This is a genomic window from Microbacterium sp. NRRL B-14842 (genome assembly GCF_050470785.1).
In genome coordinates this window covers 2,762,587-2,779,802 of sequence record NZ_JBFLUM010000001.1, presented here as the reverse complement: position 1 = coordinate 2,779,802, position 17,216 = coordinate 2,762,587, and the positions used below count along the sequence as shown (strand labels likewise).

Sequence of the window (17,216 nt, the reverse complement as noted above, 5' to 3'; positions counted from 1 at the left end):
GCGTACTCAGCCCTCGCGACGCCGGACGATCTCCCCGATCCAGAGGGGCGCGAAGGGCGAGGTGCAGCCGGGGGCGGTGGGGTAGTCGGCCAACACCTGGAGCCGTTCTCCGATCTCCACCGCCCGTCCCCGCAGGTCCGGATGGAAGATGCCGATGTTCGCGAGGGTCTCGTTCATGGCCCACTGCAGGCGCGGCGGGGCCTGCTGCAGGTCGCGGTCGATCAGGTCGAGCAGGTGCGGCAGGTCGAGACCGTCGGCGTCCTTCGTCACCCGGACCGTCGTCAGCGACCACGCGGCGGACGCGACGGTGGGATCCGCGTCGTCGAACCAGCGCCGGCGCAGCTCCTCGGCGAGGGGCGACTTCTTGAGCACGTAGTTCACGAACCAGTCGTTCACCTTGGGGGGCCTCGTCTCGCGCAGCATCGTGTCGAGCTCGTCGGCGGTGAAGTCGGCCGGACGGCACACGAGCAGGGCCAGAAGCCGGGCGGACGTCTCGCCGGTCGCCCACAGCTCCCGCGCCAGGGCCTGGTCCGTCTTGATGCGCTTCGCGAGGGCGCGCATGCGGCTCAGGTTGATGCCGTGGTCGTCGCCGCGCTTCTCGTTCGCCGCGCGCTGCTTCGGGTCCTCCAGCGCCGCGAGCTCCGCCAGCGCCTCCTCGACTGTCATCCCGCCAGGGTAACCCCGCCGACCCACCCCTTTCGGTGCGCCCCGGCCCGTTGCGGACGCACAGAGGGGGCCGGGAGGTGCGAAGGGGGGTGGGTCGGTACTCAGTCTTCGTCGAGGAGCTCGCCGCGGATGCGACGGAGGTCTTCCATGAGGGAGCCGATGAGGATCCAGTGCTGCGAGGACGGCGGACGGATCACGAGCGGAGCGGTCAGCGCGGGGATGGCGGAGGTCAGCGGTTCGGGCTCTGCGGCGGGAGCCGTGGTCTGCACCGCGAGACGCACGTCGTGCCCGGCCCGGCGGAGCTGCTCGGCGATCGCGGCCACCGCGGGCTCCTCGCCGAGCCGGTCGTCGTAGTGGTCGAAGTAGGCCCGCGTCATGCCGATGGTCTGCGTGACGATGGGCGAGAGCCGGTCGAGCAGCGCCCTCAGCTCCTGCAGGTCGGCGCGGTGGGTCGAGCGCCGGGGGTTCAGCGTGAGCGACTCCTCCCCGGCGGCGATCGCGGCTTCGGCGGCGTCCTTCATGGGTCGCAGCAGCCGCACCTCGAGCATGAGCTCCTGCAGCCGCGCCGGAGTCTGCGGGGCGGGCAGGGCGTCCGCGAGACGGTCGAGGCTCGCGGCGAGCTCCCGTCCGAGCAGCCCCACGTCCCGCCGCGCCGGCTCGACGAGCACCGGTGGCACGATCAGCGCATTCACGACGATGCCGATCACCACCCCGATGAGGGTCTCCCCGATCCGGGCGATCGCGTACTCCGGACTCGACGACCCGAGCGCCAGCACGAGCATCGCCGAGATCGCGACCTGGTTGCCGGTGCCGGGGGACGCCCGGAAGATCCATGCCACGAGCATCGCGACGACGATCGCGAGCAGCACGATCCAGCTCGGCGAGCCGAGGAGCAGGCCGAGGCCGACAGCGATCACCACGCCGACGATCACGCCGATGCTGCGCTCCAGCGCCTTCGACAGCGACTGGTTGACGCTGGGCTGCACGACCAGCAGCGCGGCGATCGCGGCGAACACCGGCAGCTGCCCGGGGAAGACCAAGCCCGCGATCAGCCACGCGGCGATGGTCGCCGCGGCCGACTTCACCACCTGCAGCAGGGGGGAGCGCTGGGAGGCGCGGATCGCGGCGGGGATGCGCATGACCTCCACGGTAGTCGCGCCGATGTCAACCCCATCGCCGATCTCGCCCGCAGCGGGCTGAATGGAAGCACACGAACGACGAACAAGTGAGGAGCATCCCCATGGTGCAGATCATCGAGACCATCGACGTCGACGTTCCCGTCCGCACGGCGTACAACCAGTGGACGCAGTTCGAGAGCTTCCCGAAGTTCCTCGACGAGGTCGTCTCCATCACGCAGATCGACGCGACCCACACGCACTGGAAGGTGAACGTGGGGGGCGCGGAGCGTGAGTTCGACGCCGAGATCACCGAGCAGCACCCGGATGAGCGCGTCGCGTGGAACAGCGTCGGCGGCGAGACCGAGCACGCGGGCGTCGTGACGTTCCACAAGATCGACGAGAACACCACGCGTGTGACCGTCCAGCTCGACTGGGCGCCGGAGGGACTCCTGGAGAAGGTCGGTGCCCTGGTCGGCGCCGGATCCCACGCGGTGAAGAAGGACCTGAAGAACTTCAAGGAGTTCATCGAGGGCCGTGGCGTCGAGACCGGCGCCTGGCGCGGTGACGTGGACGCCTGACGCATCCTCTTCGAGGCCCGGACCGCTGCGCGCGGCCCGGGCCTCGTCGCGTGTGAGGGCTGCGGGCGTCGGAGGGGCGTGCTTGCATGGGCGCATGGACACGAGGGAGCGTCTGCGCGGCGAGGGGCGTGCCGTGCTCGCGACCGTGGTCTGCTTCGTCGGGGGAGCTCTCGCCGGGGCGCTGCTCCTCGCCGGCCCGCCGCGGCCGCTGACGGGTGAGGGAGGACTGGCGCTGCCCGCTGCGGGGGTCGCCGGCAGTGTCGCGGCCCTGGCCTTCGTCGTCAGCACTCTCCTGCACCGTCGCGATGAGCCAGCCGCGATGCCGCGCTGGCAACGGGTCGTGTCGCGCCTCTCGGCCGCCGCCCTCACCGTCGCGTTCGGGGCGGTGACGGCGATGGGCGTGCTGCTCACGGCCGAGGTGCTCGCGGCGGGCCTGCGCGGCCTCGCGCTCGGAGCCATCGGCGGCGGGCTGCTCACGGGGGTCGCGGCCGCGGTCGGCGGACGACTCGCCTTCGGTGCGGGAATCGGGCTCCGGACCGCGGACCTCGCCGGGCTCCTGTTCGGGTTCCTCGTGATCGGCACGCTGTTCGCGATGGTGACCGCCGTCGACCCCCGGTGGTGGGAGGAGAACTTCTCGCAGCTCGGGGTGGGGTGGGCGTTCAACGGCACCCTCGTCGTCGCCGGGCTGCTGGTCGCCACCGTCGGCTCGTACATCGGTCGCGATCTGCATCGGCTGCTCGGGGACCACGCGCTGTCCCGGATCGCGACCGTGGTCGTGCTGTGGGCGGCGGCCGGACTCGCTCTCGCCGCGGTCGGGGTCCTGCCGCTGTATCGAGCCCCCGTGCCGCACGACATCGCAGCCGTCGCGGCACTGCTCCTCTTCCTCGGGGCTGCCGCGGCGACGACTTTGATCGTCCCCGGTCGGCCCCTGGCCCTCGTGGTGACCTCCGTCGCCGTCGGGGTGCTCGTGGTCGGGGCCGTGCTGCTGTGGTGGCCGCTCGGCTTCTTCCCGGTGACCGCGGTGGAGGCGGCCGTCGTCGGGCTCGGACTGCTGTGGATGACGACGCTCGTGCGGGTGCTCGCGATCGTCGTGCCGGAGGGGACCCGTCCGTCCGCGCGGCCCTCGCTCTGGGAGGGCGGGCGTTCGCGCGGGCTCAGGCGGGTGGGTGGACCAGGAGCCTGATGCGGCGCGGGGGCCTGCGTCGGCGTAGGGAGGTGGGCGGGAAGAGGGCGCGGAAGATAGGGCATCCGTCCGATGTCGAGGGGGCACCTCAGAGCGGAGTGTAGGGATACACCGAACCGTCGAGGAGACATCATGTTCGAGCACCCCTCCCTCATCCATCAGGTCACCGTCTTCGAGCAGGAGCAGATCGAGCGCGCGGTCGCCCGGCGCCGGATGCTCATCGAGCACGCGGACCAGATCGTGCCGCGTCCTGCGGGTCCGCTGCGCCGGCTGCTGCGCCTCGGACGCGGGCGAGCGTCGGCGCCGCAGGCTCCGCGCACAGCGGCGTGCGATCCGGCCGTCGCCCGATGACGGACGGCGTCGTCCTGTCCTTCCCCGGCCCTCCGGATGTCCGCGGGCAGTGGCACGATGGGTCCATGGCCCCAGCCCCCACCGCCGCGATGGTCGGGCGTGATGCCGAGCTCGCCGGGATGCGCCGCCTGTTCGACGGCGTGCGCCAGGGTGTGCCCGCCGCGCTGCTCGTGGAGGGCGAGGCGGGGATCGGCAAGTCCCGGCTGGTGCGGGAGTTCAGCGCCGAGATCGCGACCGCGGCCGACGTGCACGGGGGCTGGTGCCTCGACCTCGGCACCTCGCGCGCCCCGTTCGGCCCGCTCGCCGGCATCCTCCGCTCGCTCGTGGAGCGGCTGGGCGCGGAGCGTGTGCGCGAGGCGGTCGGCGTGGGCGTCGAGGCTCTCGGCATGCTGCTGCCCGAGCTCGTCGACGCTCCCGCCGCTCGCGACCGCACCAGCCCCGAACGCCTGCGCGACGCGATCGCCTCCCTCATCGAGGCCGCCACGGAGCTGGCGCCGCAGGTCATCGTCGTCGAAGACCTGCACTGGGCCGACGACTCGACCCTCGCGATCCTCTCCTTCCTGCTGCGCACGCTCGACCGTGGCCGCCTCCTGCTGCTCATCACCTGCCGCACCGACGATGTGCGCCGAGGCGACGCGGTGAGCCGGTTCATCGGCGAGGCCACGAGGGCGCGGCTGCTCGAACGGATGACCGTGCCGCGCCTCGACGACCATGCGGTCGGCGAGCTGGTTGCACAGATCACGGGACGCGCGCCGACCGCGACGGCGCTGGAGCGGCTGCAGGTGCGCGCGGAGGGCGTCCCCTTCTTCGTCGAGGAGATCGCCGGGTGCGCCCAGGGCCCCCTGCCGGAGAGCCTGCGCGACCTGCTGCTCGCCCGCTTCGACCGCCTCGGCGACGACGCGCGCCGGGTGGTGCAGGTGATGTCCGGCGCCGAGCGGCCGCTCACGGATCCGCTGCTGCTGCGCCTCGTCGATCTTCCGGAGGATCGTGTCGAAGACGCCGTCCGTGAGGCCGTGCGCAGCGGCATCATCGTCGTGGGCGAAGACGACTACCGGTTCCGCCACGCACTGCTGCGGGAGGCCGTGCACGGCGATCTGCTCCCCGGCGAGAGGGCGCGGCTGCACCGGGCCTACGCCGAGGCGTTGGAGGAGGGCGGGGGCGACGACGCGGCGGCGTCGGCCTACCACTGGCAGCTCGCGCAGGACGATCGTCGTGCGATCGCGGCCGCCGCCGACGCCATGCGGCAGGCGAAGGCCCAGTACGCCTTCGCCAGCGCGGCGCGGTTCGGGGAGCTCGTCCTCGAGCTCTGGCCGCTCGTGCCGGACGCGGCGGAGGCGACGGGCTTCGCGCGTCTCGACCTCCTCCACGTGCTCGGGTCGGTCCTGCGCAACGCCGGCGACGGGGAGCGCGCGCTCGCGGTCGCCAACGTCGCGCTGAGCGAGGTCGACGCGGCGACGGTCGACCCGCGACTGCACGCCCGGCTGCTGCGCAACAAGGCGCTGTACCTCGTCAACCTCGGGCGTCTCGGAGCCGTCCCGTTGCTTCAGGAGGCGTTGGCGCTCGCCGAGCGGGTCGACGACGACGTGTTCCGTGCGGAACTGCTGAATCAGCTCGCGAGTCGTCGCATGATCGCGGGTGACCGGGAGGAAGCCATCCGCCTCGCCGACGAGGCGGAGCGCCGGGCGGCGGGCGCCCCGACGACGGACCAGCTCTCGATCGCCGCGAACGTCCGTGGCGGGTCGCTGGCGCACCTCGGACGGGTCGCGGAGGGGGTGCGCGAGTACGGACGGGCACGCGACCTCGCCGCCGGATCGACGGCCGAGATGCGTTACCGCGTCAACTACTCCGACCTGCTGACGCTGCTGGGCCGCTACCGGGAGGCGGTCGCCGTCGCGGAGGAGGGTCTGCGGCGAGCCCGTGAGCTCCGCGTCGAGCGCACCTCGGGCTCGATCATGGCGCAGAACATGATCGTGCCGCTGCTGGAGCTCGGGGAGATCGACCAGGTCGAGGACATGCTGGCCCGCGATTTCCTGCAGGGCACGCTGCGGGTGTTCCGGATGTACGTGAGCATGACCCGGGTGCGGGTGCTCGCCTGGCGGGGCCGGGCCGCGGAAGCCGCGGAGACCCTGCGGGAGTGGCTGCCGGCGTTCGAGGAGACGGGGGTCTCGGAGCGGCAGATCTGGTACGACCGGATCACGATGCAGGTCGCCGTCACCGAGAGTCAGGGCGACCTCCGCGGAGCGCTCGACGTGATCTTGGCGATGCTGGAGGACGAGCGTCCGGCGTTGCTGCATCAGCGGCGGCTGCTCCTGGAGGCGGGGGCCCTCGTGACGGCGCTGCGTGCGGGCGGCGCGGACGTCGAGGCGGCGGCCGCGGCGGTGCGGACGGCGTGGGAGGCGCAGCCGCCGGAACTCCAGGACGACGCGTGGTCGACGGTGCTGCACGCCCTGCTCGAACCGGAGCCGGCGGTGGTCGACGAGGCGCTGGTGTGTGCGGACGGGGACGACGTTCCGGTGACGTTCCGGGTGGTGCTCCGGCTCGAGCGGGCCCGGCTGCACGTCGCCGCCGGGGAGCGCGCCGAGGCGGCTGCCGTGCTGGCCACGGCGACGGCGATCGCTGAGCGCCTCGGCCACGTGCCGCTGCAGAAGGCACTGACACGGTTCGGCGATGCGTCCGGGGTACGTCCGACCGGACCCCGCGAGGCCGACGCGGAGCAGCTGACGGCCAGGGAGCGGCAGGTACTCGCCCTGATCTCTGAGGGCCTGAGCAACCGCCAGATCGGGGAGCGCCTGTTCATCAGTGTGAAGACCGTCAGCGTGCACGTCTCGGCGGTGCTGCGCAAACTCGGTGTCAGCACGCGCACCGAAGCGGCACTCGCCCATCGCACGGCCGAAGAGGCGGCATCCGGTCAGTCGGCCGTGGTAGCGTGACCGAGCATGCATGTCGGATCATCGGCATGATGCAGGCCGCGCGAGCGGCCGGTCAACAGAAAGTAGAAAACACATGGCCACTGGCACTGTGAAATGGTTCAACGCAGAGAAGGGCTTCGGCTTCATCGCTCCCGATGACGGCACCGAGGACCTCTTCGCCCACTACTCGGCTATCGCCGGCTCCGGTTTCAAGGAGCTCCGCGAGAACCAGAAGGTCGAATTCGACGCTGAGCGTGGCCCCAAGGGCATGCAGGCGGCGAACATCCGCGCTCTCTGAGCGTGCGCTGACTTCCTGAAGCCGGCCGGATCCGTACGGGTCCGGCCGGCTTTTTCGTTGCCCCGACACCTTCGAATCGCCCACTTTGCGGCATCCGGGCGCCGGATGGGACAAGGTGAGCGATTCGAAACGGGAGTGAGGCAGCCCTAACCTCCGTGTTAGATTAGGCGAGGCTTACCAAAGGCCGGACGCTCTCGCGTCGACACCCCATCTCCCATCCCGAAGGGAACGCCTGTGCGCACCTCTCGACTTCTCGCCCTCGGCGCGGCCGCCGCGCTCGCCGTGACGCTCTCCGCCTGCTCGTCCTCCGCGCCGGAGTCGACCGCGTCCGCCGGGAGCAACCCGGCCTCCGACGACGCGTTCCCGGTCACCATCGAGCACGTCTACGGCGAGACGACCATCGACGAGAAGCCCGAGCGCGTGGCGACCATCGCGTGGGCGAACCACGAGGTGCCCCTGGCCCTCGGCATCGTCCCGGTCGGCATGAGCAAGGCCACCTGGGGCGACGACGACGACAACGGCATCCTGCCCTGGGTGGAGGAGAAGCTCGACGAGCTCGGCGGCGAGACCCCGGTGCTCTTCGACGAGACCGACGGCATCGACTACGAGGCGGTGGCCGACACCGAGCCCGATGTCATCCTCGCCGCCTACTCCGGCCTCACGCAGGAGGAGTACGACACGCTCTCCAAGATCGCCCCGGTCGTCGCCTACCCCGACGTCGCGTGGGGCACGTCCGTCGACGACATGGTCGAGATGAACTCCAAGGCCCTGGGGCTCGATGCTGAGGGCGAGGCCCTGATCGAGGACCTGCACGCCGACGCCGACGCGGCCCTCGCGGCCAACAGCGCGCTCGAGGGCAAGAAGGTGCTGTTCGCCTACTTCGACCCGAGCGACCTGAGCCAGATCGGCTACTACACCGCGGCCGACACGCGCCCCGGCTACCTGCACGACCTCGGCCTGCCGCTCCCCGCGATCGTGGAGGAGAACGAGGACAGCGACCAGTTCTACCTGCAGGTGAGCGCCGAGGAGGCGCAGAAGTTCGACGACGTCGACGTGCTCGTGACCTACGGCGACGACTCCACTCTCGCCACGCTGCAGGCCGACCCGCTGCTGTCGAAGATCCCGGCCATCGCGGAGGGCCGCGTCGCGATCCTCCCGGACGCCACCCCCATCGCCGCATCGGCGAACCCGTCGGCGCTGTCGATCCCGTGGGGTCTCGAGGACTACCTGGCCATCCTCGCCGCGCCGCTCGCGAAGTAAGCTCCGCGTCCGCCCCCCAGCGGAGAGTCGTCGTGATCTCAGCACCCGTTCTCGCGCCGGACGCCGCCACCCTGCGGCGTCCGGCGGTGGTACGCACCCTCTGGCTGCTCGCCGGGGTCGGTGTGATCCTCGTGCTCGTCGTGCTCTCGGTGTCGTTCGGGGTGCGGGCGGTCACCCTCGACGACATCCTCGCGGCGCTCTCCGGGCAGTCGGACACGATCGCTCAGGCCGCGGTCGTCAAGCGCATCCCCCGCACGGTGCTCGCGCTCCTCGTGGGGGCGGCCCTCGCCCTCGCGGGAGCGACGATGCAGGCCGTCACCCGCAACCCCGTCGCCGACCCCGGCATCCTGGGGGTCTCGAACGGCGCTTCGTTCGCGGTCGTCCTCGGCATCGCGTTCTTCGGACTCAGCAATCCCTACGGGCAGATGGCCTTCGCGATCGTGGGCGCCGCGGCGGCCGCCGTGTTCGTCTACACCGTCGGCTCCCTCGGCCGTGGCGGGGCCACCCCGCTCAAGCTGGCCCTCGCGGGGGCGGCGACCTCCGCCGCGTTCGCCTCGCTCATCAGCGCGGTCATGCTGCCGCGGGTCGACCTGCTCCAGACGTTCCAGTCGTGGCAGATCGGCGGCGTCGGCGGGGCGGAGTGGCCGCGGATCGCGATCACCGCCCCGGTCCTCGCGGTCGGCGCCCTCATCTGCTTCCTGTCTGCACGCGGCATGAACTCCCTCGCCCTCGGTGACGACATGGCCAAGGGGCTCGGCGAGCACGTGCTGCGCACCCGGATGCTGTCGGCCCTCGGTGCGGTCATCCTGGCCGGCGCGGCGACGGCGATCGCAGGGCCGATCGGGTTCGTCGGGCTCATCGTCCCCCACATGTGCCGGATGCTCGTGGGCACAGACCACCGCTGGCTGCTGCCGTTCTCGGCCCTCGCCGGCGCCGCGCTGCTCACCGCGAGCGACATCGTCGGACGCGTGATCTCGCCGTCGTCCGAGGAGATCCAGGTGGGTATCATCACGGCGATCATCGGGGCGCCGTTCTTCATCTGGATCGTCCGCCGACAGAAGGTGCGGGAGCTGTGAGCACGACCGAGCACACCCTCGTCCGCGGCGACGAGTCCGCCGCCGCCCGCACCGCGCGTGTCATCGCCGGCCGCCGGGCACGCCACCGCCGTCATGCCGTGGTCACCGTCGCGCTCGGGGCCGTCGTGGTCGTGCTCTTCACGGTGGCGCTCATGGTCGGCAACACGTTCTACCCGCTCGACGAGGTCGTCCGCGTGATCCTCGGCGAGACGGTGCCCGGTGCGTCGTTCACCGTCGGCGACCTGCGCCTGCCGCGCGCCGTCCTCGCGATCCTCACCGGCCTCGCGTTCGGCATGGCGGGCGTCACCTTCCAGACCATGCTGCGCAACCCGCTCGCCTCCCCGGACATCATCGGCATCTCGAACGGCGCCGGTGCCGCCGCGGTGTTCGGCATCGTCGTGCTCTCGCTCAACGGCCCCGCCGTCTCGCTCCTCGCGCTCGTCGGTGCCCTCGTCACCGCGCTGGCGATCTACCTCCTCGCCATCAAGGGCGGCTTCGCGGGCACCCGCCTCATCCTCATCGGGATCGGCGTCGCGGCGATGCTGCAGAGCGTCATCTCCTACCTGCTGTCCCGGGCCGCGAACTGGGACATCCAGACCGCGATGCAGTGGCTCACCGGCAGCCTCAACAACGCGTCGTGGGAGCGGGTGCTGCCGATGGCGATCGCCGCCGCGATCCTCGTGCCGCTGCTGCTCTCGCAGGGCCGGGCGCTGGGCACGCTCCAGCTCGGGGACGAGTCCGCCGCGGGGCTCGGCGTGCGGGTCACCGCCACGCGCCTCGTCTTCATCCTCGGCGCCGTGGCCCTCCTCGCCTTCGCGACCGCTGCCACCGGGCCGATCGCGTTCGTCGCGTTCATGGCGGGACCCATCGCCGCGCGGCTCACCGGTCCCGGTGCCACGCTGCTGCTGCCCAGCGGCCTCGTCGGCGCGGTGCTCGTGCTCGGCGGCGACCTCATCGCCCAGTTCGCGCTCGGCGCGCGGTACCCGGTCGGCGTGGTCACCGGCGTCGTCGGCGCGCCGTACCTCATCTACCTGCTCATCCGCACCAACCGCACCGGAGGCTCGCTGTGACCGCCGCCCACCGCCTGTCCGCCGAGGGGGTCACCCTCTCCTACGGCGACCGCACCGTGGTCGAGGGCCTCGACCTGCAGATCGCGCCGGGGAAGATCACCACGATCGTCGGCGCCAACGGCTGCGGCAAGTCGACGCTGCTGCGCGCCCTCGCCCGCCTGTTGTCGCCGGGGGACGGGGAGGTCGTGCTCGACGGGAAGTCCATCCACGCCCGCCCCACGAAGGAGGTCGCGCGCATCCTCGGTCTGCTGCCGCAGTCGCCCGTGGCCCCCGAGGGCATCGCCGTCGCGGACCTCGTCGGTCGCGGGCGTCATCCCCATCAGCGGGCACTGTCGCGGTGGAGCGCGCACGACTACGAGGTCGTCGCCGACGCCCTGGACGCGACCGGGATCAGCGACCTCGCCGACCGCAGCGTGGACGAGCTCTCCGGCGGTCAGCGGCAGCGCGTCTGGATCGCGATGGCCCTCGCGCAGGAGACCGACATCCTGCTGCTGGACGAGCCGACGACGTTCCTCGACGTCGCCCACCAGGTCGAGGTGCTCGACCTGCTCACCGACCTCAGCGTCGCGCGCGGCACCACGATCGTCATGGTGCTGCACGACCTCAACCTCGCCGCACGCTACGCCGACGAGCTGGTGGCCATGAAAGACGGCCGCGTGCACGCGATCGGCGCCCCGCAGGACGTCGTCACCGCCGAGCTCGTGCAGGAGGTCTTCGGCCTCCCCAATCAGATCACCATCGACCCGGTCTCCGGCAAGCCGATGGTCACCCCCATCGGAAGGCATCATGTCCGCTGAATCCACCACGACCGAGCGCCCGACCTACATTCTCACCCGCGCCGAGGTGCGCGGCGTCGACCGCGTCTCCCCGTCGTTCGTGCGGGTGACGCTCGGCGGCGAGGAGCTCAGCGAGCTGGGGACCCCCGGCGCGGTCTACGACAGCCGGGTCAAGCTCGTCTTCCCGCCCGCGTCCGGCGTGCTCGCGGAGATCGACCGGTCGACGTACGACTGGTGGGGCTCGTACCTCGCCGTCCCGGAGGAGGAGCGCGGCTCGATGCGCACCTACTCCGTGCGCGAGCTGCGGGTCGCCGACGACGGCCGCACCGAGGTCGACATCGACTTCGTGCTGCACCTCGAGCCCGGACTCACCGGTCCGGCCTCGCGGTGGGCGAGCACCGCCGCGGTGGGTCAGGAGCTGTGGCTGGTCGGCCCGCGCCGCGGCGTCGTCGCGCACGGCGGGGCGGAGTACGCGCCGGGGGCGGCGACCTCGGTGGTCCTCGTCGGCGATGAGACCGCGGCCCCCGCCATCGCCCGGATCCTGGAGGACGCCCCGCGTGACCTCCGCGGCGTCGCCTTCATCGAGGTGCCGTCGCCCGCCGACGTGCTCGCGATCGACGTGCCGGCCGGGGTCGACGTGCACTGGCTCCCGCGCGACATCGGCGAGCCCCACGGCCTTCGCCTCATCCCCGCGGTGCTCGAGTATCTGGGGGATGACGACGCCGGGGACGAGATCCGGGTCACCGACATCGAGGGGGAGGACCTCCTGTGGGAGACCCCCGAGTACTCGAGGTTGGGGGAGGAGATCCCCCGTGAGGACGACCGCGCCGGCCGCTACTTCTGGATCGCGGGCGAGAGCGGTGTCGTGACGACGCTGCGTCGGCACCTCGTGAAGGACCTCGGCGTCGATCGCGCGCAGGTCGCCTTCATGGGCTACTGGCGCCGCGGCGTCGCGATGCGGGGCTGAGATGACCGAGGCCATCGATCGCCACAGCCTGGAGGGGGAGTCCCTCGTCCTCGGCTACGGCCGCACCCGGGTCGTGCACGACGTATCCCTGCGCCTCGCGCCGGGCCGGGTGACCACGCTGATCGGACCGAACGGCAGCGGCAAGTCGACCGTCCTCCGCGCTCTCGCGCGGCTGCACCGCATCGAGGCGGGGACCGTGCGCGTCGGCGGCGCGGAGTCGCGCGACGCCGCCGCCCTCTCCGCCAAGGAGTTCGCGAAGACCGTCGCGATGCTGTCGCAGTCCCGGCCGCACCCGTCCGGGATCGAGGTCTCCGACGTCGTCGCCTACGGCCGCCACCCGCACCGCGGACGGTTCTCCGGCGTGAGCGACGCCGACCGAGCGGCCGTGGCGCGCGCCCTCGCCCTCACCGGCCTCTCCGCCATGGCCGCCCGTCCGGTCGACCAGCTCTCCGGCGGCGAGCTGCAGCGCGTCTGGCTGGCGACCGCACTCGCCCAGGACACCGGGGTGCTGCTGCTCGACGAGCCGACCAACCACCTCGACCTGCGCTACCAGGTGGAGACCCTCGACCTGGTGCGGGAGCTCGCCGACGACCACGGCACCGCGCTCGGCGTCGTGCTGCACGACCTCGACCACGCCGCCTCGGTCGCCGACGACGTCGTGCTGATGCACCGCGGCCGGGTCCACGCGGCGGGGGCGCCCGCCGAAGTGCTCACCGGCGAGAACCTCTCGCACGTGTACGGCCTGCGCATCGACACCGCCCTCGACGAGGAGACCGGGCTGGTGCGGGTGCGTCCGCGCGGTCGCCACCACGGTCGCCTCCGCGCCCCCTCCGCCTCCTGATCCCGACCCCTGAAGGAACCACCGATGAAGAAGACCTCCCTCGCCGTGCTCGCCCTGGGCGGCGCCCTCACCCTCGCGCTCGCCGGCTGCGGCACCACGCAGACGCCGTCCGCCGAGGGATCGGACGCCCCGACCTCGACGAGCGCGGGCTGCACGGACGACACCACGAGCACCTCGACCGGGGCGGTCTCCGTCACCGACGACCTCGGCCGCACGGTCGAGCTCGACACGCCGGCCGAGCGGATCGCGGTGCTCGAGTGGCAGCAGATCGAGGACGCCCTGTCGCTGTGCGTGACGCCGGTCGCGGTGGCCGACGCCGAGGGGTACAGCACCTGGGTCACCGCGGAGGAGCTGCCGGAGGGCATCGTCGACGTGGGCACCCGCCAGGAGCCGAACCTGGAGACGCTGTTCGGCACCGACCCCGACCTCGTGATCGTCGAGGTCAGTGCCGCGGACGACCCCATCGTCGCGCAGCTCGAGGCCTACGACGTGCCCGTGCTCGCGACGATCGGCGCCGATGCGAAGGACCCGATCGCCAAGATGCTGAACACCTTCGACCTCATCGCCCAGGTCACCGGCCGCGGGGAGCGGGCCGACGTCGTCACCGAGGAGTTCCAGGAGCACCTCGACACCGCGAAGGCCGAGCTCGCCGACCGCGACCTCGCCACCACCGACTTCGTGTTCTTCGACGGCTGGGTCGACGGCGGCAACGTGGCGCTGCGTCCGTTCGGCCAGGGTTCGCTCGTCGGCGAGGTGGGCGAGGAGCTCGGGCTGACGAACGCCTGGACCGGCGAGGTCGACCCCGTGTACGGCCTCGGGCAGACCGATGTCGAGGGCATGACGACGGTCGGCGACGCGAACCTGTTCTACACCAGCACCGCGGACCCGGATTCCGAGAGCTTCGTCGACGCCCTCGCGGACAACCCCGCGTGGACCTCGCTCCCCGCGGTGGCGGAGGACCGCCTGACCGCGTTCCCGGCAGGTATCTGGACCTTCGGCGGCCCGCGCTCGACCGCGCAGATCATCGACGGCTACCTCGAGGTGCTCTCGAAGTGACGGAGACCCTCCGCCTCGACGACGCGACGGCGACCGCGGAGCCTGACGCCCCGGCGTCCGCCGTCCGCGTGGGGGCGGAGGGTCGGAAGCCCGCGGTGTGGACGGGCGTCGGCGTGCTCGTCGCTCTCGCCGTCGTGCTGGTGGCGGTCGCCTGCTGGCACCTCACGCAGGGCACGAGCGGCGCGGTGTTCGCCGACGCCGACGTCCTCTGGGGATCGCGGGTGCCGCGGCTCGCCGCCGGCGTCGCGGTGGGCGTGGCCCTCGGCGTCGCCGGCATCCTGCTGCAGTCCCTCGCCCGCAATGCCCTCGCGTCACCCGACACGCTCGGCGTGACCGCCGGGGCCTACCTCGCCGTCACGGCGCTCGCCGCGTTCGGGATCGCCGTGCCGGTGTGGGCCTCCGGGGCGGTGGCGTTCGCGGGCGGCATCGTCGCCGCGGGCATCGTGCTCGGACTCGCCGGAGGGGCGGGGTCGTCCACGACCCGCCTCATCCTCGCGGGCTCTGCGCTGGCGCTCGCCTTCCAGGCCGCGACCTCGACCCTGCTCATCCTGTTCGACGAGGAGACCAAGGGACTGCTCGCCTGGGGGAGCGGGAGCCTGTCGCAGCTCGGACTCACCGCGTTCCTGCAGGCGGCTCCGGTCGTCGTGGTCGTCACGGTGCTGGCCCTCGTGCTCGCGCGGCGCCTCGACATCCTGTCCCTGGGCGACGACACCGCCTCGTCGCTCGGCGTGCCGATCCGGTCGACCAGGACCATCGGGATCCTCCTCGCGGTCACCCTCACGGCGGTCGCGGTGACGCTCGCCGGGCCGATGGGCTTCGTCGGGCTGTGTGCGCCGGTGCTCGCGCGGCTGCTGGCGCGGGTGGTGCCGAGCCTGAACCGCCATCTGCTGCTGATCCCCGCGTCGGGGCTCCTCGGCGCCCTCGTCGTCATCCTCTCCGACGCCCTCCTGCGCGCGCTGATCGGCGCGGAGGCCGCGATCCTCATCCCGACCGGCGTCGCGACGACGCTGCTCGGCGCGATCGTGCTCGTGCTCATGGCCCGACGCCTCCGCGACGCCGGTCCCACGCGCGAGCCTCCGCGGGTGCGCTTCGGGGTGCGCAGCCGCCTGCGCTTCCGGATCACCCTCGCCCTCGTCGCCCTCGGCGTGGTCGGGGTGCTGCTGCTCGGACTGCTCGCCGGGCACACCTGGCTGCTCACCGGCGACATCGCGCTATGGCTGCAGGGGCAGGCTCCCGCGCCCATCGCCTTCGCCCTCGACGAGCGCGCGCCGCGGATCGTGGCCGCCGTGGTCGCCGGCGCCGCGCTCGCGCTCTCCGGCGCCGTGATCCAGGGGGTGAGCCGCAACCCGCTCGCCGACCCGGGCATCCTCGGCGTCACCGGCGGCGGCGGGCTCGGCGCGGTGCTGGTGATCACGAGCATCACGTCGTCGACGGGCGGGATGATCGCGGGAGCCGTCACCGGCTCGCTGCTCGCCTTCGCCCTCGTCTACCTGCTGTCGTGGCGGGGCGGCCTGAACGCGGACCGTTTCCTGCTCATCGGCATCGGGGTCTCGTACTTCACGGTCTCCCTCACGACCTTCTTCCTGCTGCGCTCGAACCCGTGGGACACCCCGAAGATCTACACCTGGCTCTCCGGGACGACGTACGGGCGGGTGTGGGAGCAGGTCATCCCGCTGGCGATCGTCCTCGTGATCGCGGTGCCGTTCGTGGTGATGAGTCGCCGGGAGCTCGACGTGCTGTCGCTCGATGAGGACACCCCGCGACTGGTCGGCATCCGGCTGGAGCCCGTCCGGTTGACGCTGCTGCTGGTGGCGGCCGTCCTCGCGGCGCTGAGCGTGACGGCGATCGGGGTCATCGGCTTCGTGGGGCTCGTGGCGCCGCACGCGGCGCGGGCCCTGGTGGGCGCGCGGCACTCGCGAGTGATCCCGACGGCGGTGCTCCTCGGCGGGCTGCTCGTGGGCATCGCGGACACGATCGGCCGGACGGTGATCGCCCCCGCGCAGCTTCCGGCGGGTCTCGTGGTCGCGCTGATCGGTGCCCCGTACTTCGTCTGGCTGCTCTGGCGCTCCCGCTGACCCGCTTCGAATCGCCCGAATGGCCCCATCTCCGGAGGAAATGGGGCCATTCGGGCGATTCGAACGAGGGTTACCGGGCCAGGAACTGCGTCAGGGCGGCGTTGACCTCGTCGGCGTGGGTCCAGAGGAGGCCGTGCGGGGCGCCCTCGACCTCGACGTACTCGGCCTCGGGGACGGCCTGGTGGAAGCGGCGGGCGGTCGCGTCGATCGGCAGGATGTTGTCCTTGGTGCCGTGCAGGATCAGGGTCGGCTTGCCGGCGGCGGCCACGGCCTTCACGTCGTCGCGGAAGTCCTCGATCCAGGTCGGGACCACGGCGTAGGCGGCGACCGGGGCGCTGGTGACGGAGAGGTTCCAGTTCGCGTCGACGACCTGCTGGCTGATGCGCGTGCCGAGGTTCTCGTCGAGGTTGTAGAAGTCCTTGTAGAACTGGGTGAACCAGGAGTAGCGGTCGTCCTTGGCGGCGGCCTCGATCCCGTCGAAGACCTCCTGCGGCACGCCCTCGGGGTTGTCGTCGCGCTGCACGAGGAAGGGCTCGAGCGACGCGAGGAAGGCGAGCTTCGCGACGCGCTCGTGGCCGTAGCGGCCGACGTAGCGGGCGAGCTCGCCGGTGCCCATGGAGAAGCCGACGAGCACGACGTCGCGGAGGTCGAGGGTCTCGAGCACGGTGTTCAGATCGGCGGCGAAGGTGTCGTAGTCGTAGCCGGAGCCGACCTTGGAGGACTGTCCGAAGCCGCGGCGGTCGTAGGTGATGACGCGGTACCCCTGGGCGAGGAGCTCGCGGGTCTGGCGCTCCCAGCTGTGCCCGTTGAGCGGGTAGCCGTGGATCAGCACGACGGGCTGACCGCTGCCCTGGTCTTCGTAGTAGAGCTCGATCGGGGTGGTGTTCTCGGTGCCGACGGTGATGTAACCCATGATGTGTTCCTTCCGATGCCGGTGAGAACGACCGTTCTCGCCTGATGTGATCAATCTAGAGAACGTTCGTTCTCATGTC

16 protein-coding genes are annotated in these 17,216 nt (G+C 72.0%); 13 read left to right on the top strand and 3 right to left on the bottom strand.

Annotated elements, in window-relative coordinates:
- Positions 1–6 precede the first annotated feature (6 nt).
- The gene (locus AB1285_RS13560) at positions 7–666 is read right to left on the bottom strand and encodes a DNA alkylation repair protein (protein ID WP_292794062.1); all 660 of its coding nucleotides are present in this window, start codon (positions 664–666) and stop codon (positions 7–9) included.
- A gap of 101 nt (positions 667–767) precedes the next feature.
- The gene (locus AB1285_RS13555) at positions 768–1,805 is read right to left on the bottom strand and encodes an FUSC family protein (protein ID WP_259951919.1); all 1,038 of its coding nucleotides are present in this window, start codon (positions 1,803–1,805) and stop codon (positions 768–770) included.
- Positions 1,806–1,906: 101 nt separating this feature from the next.
- On the opposite strand from AB1285_RS13555, the gene AB1285_RS13550 reads away from it, so the two are divergent.
- From AB1285_RS13550 to AB1285_RS13490, 13 genes are all read left to right on the top strand, one after another.
- Positions 1,907–2,362 carry an SRPBCC family protein gene (locus AB1285_RS13550; RefSeq protein ID WP_187663031.1) on the top strand — a complete coding sequence of 152 codons (456 nt, stop codon included), beginning with the start codon at positions 1,907–1,909 and terminating at the stop codon, positions 2,360–2,362.
- Positions 2,363–2,456: 94 nt separating this feature from the next.
- Positions 2,457–3,545, top strand: a complete 1,089-nt coding sequence (locus AB1285_RS13545; RefSeq protein WP_370428067.1) for a hypothetical protein — start codon at positions 2,457–2,459, stop codon at positions 3,543–3,545.
- A 132-nt stretch (positions 3,546–3,677) separates the two neighbouring features.
- Positions 3,678–3,896 (top strand): hypothetical protein, encoded by a 219-nt coding sequence (locus AB1285_RS13540; RefSeq protein WP_187663032.1) that lies wholly within the window; start codon positions 3,678–3,680, stop codon positions 3,894–3,896.
- A gap of 65 nt (positions 3,897–3,961) precedes the next feature.
- Complete coding sequence (locus AB1285_RS13535; RefSeq protein WP_370428066.1) at positions 3,962–6,826, top strand: helix-turn-helix transcriptional regulator; 2,865 nt, start codon at positions 3,962–3,964, stop codon at positions 6,824–6,826.
- Between the two features lie 73 nt (positions 6,827–6,899).
- Complete coding sequence (locus tag AB1285_RS13530; RefSeq protein WP_025104028.1) at positions 6,900–7,103, top strand: cold-shock protein; 204 nt, start codon at positions 6,900–6,902, stop codon at positions 7,101–7,103.
- A gap of 234 nt (positions 7,104–7,337) precedes the next feature.
- Positions 7,338–8,363 (top strand): iron-siderophore ABC transporter substrate-binding protein, encoded by a 1,026-nt coding sequence (locus tag AB1285_RS13525; protein ID WP_370428065.1) that lies wholly within the window; start codon positions 7,338–7,340, stop codon positions 8,361–8,363.
- A gap of 32 nt (positions 8,364–8,395) precedes the next feature.
- A complete protein-coding gene (locus tag AB1285_RS13520) occupies positions 8,396–9,439 on the top strand; it encodes a FecCD family ABC transporter permease (protein ID WP_370428064.1) in 1,044 nt (347 codons plus the stop codon).
- Positions 9,436–10,509 (top strand): FecCD family ABC transporter permease, encoded by a 1,074-nt coding sequence (locus AB1285_RS13515; RefSeq protein WP_370428063.1) that lies wholly within the window; start codon positions 9,436–9,438, stop codon positions 10,507–10,509. The genes AB1285_RS13520 and AB1285_RS13515 overlap by 4 nt, the downstream gene beginning before the upstream one ends.
- Positions 10,506–11,306, top strand: coding sequence for an ABC transporter ATP-binding protein (locus AB1285_RS13510; RefSeq protein ID WP_025104024.1), 801 nt, complete (start codon positions 10,506–10,508; stop codon positions 11,304–11,306). The genes AB1285_RS13515 and AB1285_RS13510 overlap by 4 nt, the downstream gene beginning before the upstream one ends.
- A complete protein-coding gene (locus AB1285_RS13505; RefSeq protein ID WP_370428062.1) occupies positions 11,296–12,252 on the top strand; it encodes a siderophore-interacting protein in 957 nt (318 codons plus the stop codon). Before AB1285_RS13510 ends, AB1285_RS13505 begins: the two co-directional genes overlap by 11 nt.
- A 1-nt stretch (position 12,253) precedes the next feature.
- Positions 12,254–13,093 (top strand): ABC transporter ATP-binding protein, encoded by an 840-nt coding sequence (locus AB1285_RS13500; RefSeq protein ID WP_259954923.1) that lies wholly within the window; start codon positions 12,254–12,256, stop codon positions 13,091–13,093.
- Between the two features lie 24 nt (positions 13,094–13,117).
- On the top strand, positions 13,118–14,149 hold the full coding sequence (locus AB1285_RS13495) for an ABC transporter substrate-binding protein (protein ID WP_370428061.1): 1,032 nt from the start codon (positions 13,118–13,120) through the stop codon (positions 14,147–14,149).
- Positions 14,146–16,224 carry an iron ABC transporter permease gene (locus tag AB1285_RS13490; RefSeq protein WP_370428060.1) on the top strand — a complete coding sequence of 693 codons (2,079 nt, stop codon included), beginning with the start codon at positions 14,146–14,148 and terminating at the stop codon, positions 16,222–16,224. Before AB1285_RS13495 ends, AB1285_RS13490 begins: the two co-directional genes overlap by 4 nt.
- 70 nt (positions 16,225–16,294) lie before the next feature.
- Here AB1285_RS13490 and AB1285_RS13485 read toward each other — a convergent pair whose 3' ends face one another.
- The gene (locus AB1285_RS13485) at positions 16,295–17,137 is read right to left on the bottom strand and encodes an alpha/beta fold hydrolase (RefSeq protein WP_370428059.1); all 843 of its coding nucleotides are present in this window, start codon (positions 17,135–17,137) and stop codon (positions 16,295–16,297) included.
- Between the last annotated feature and the right edge of the window lie 79 nt (positions 17,138–17,216).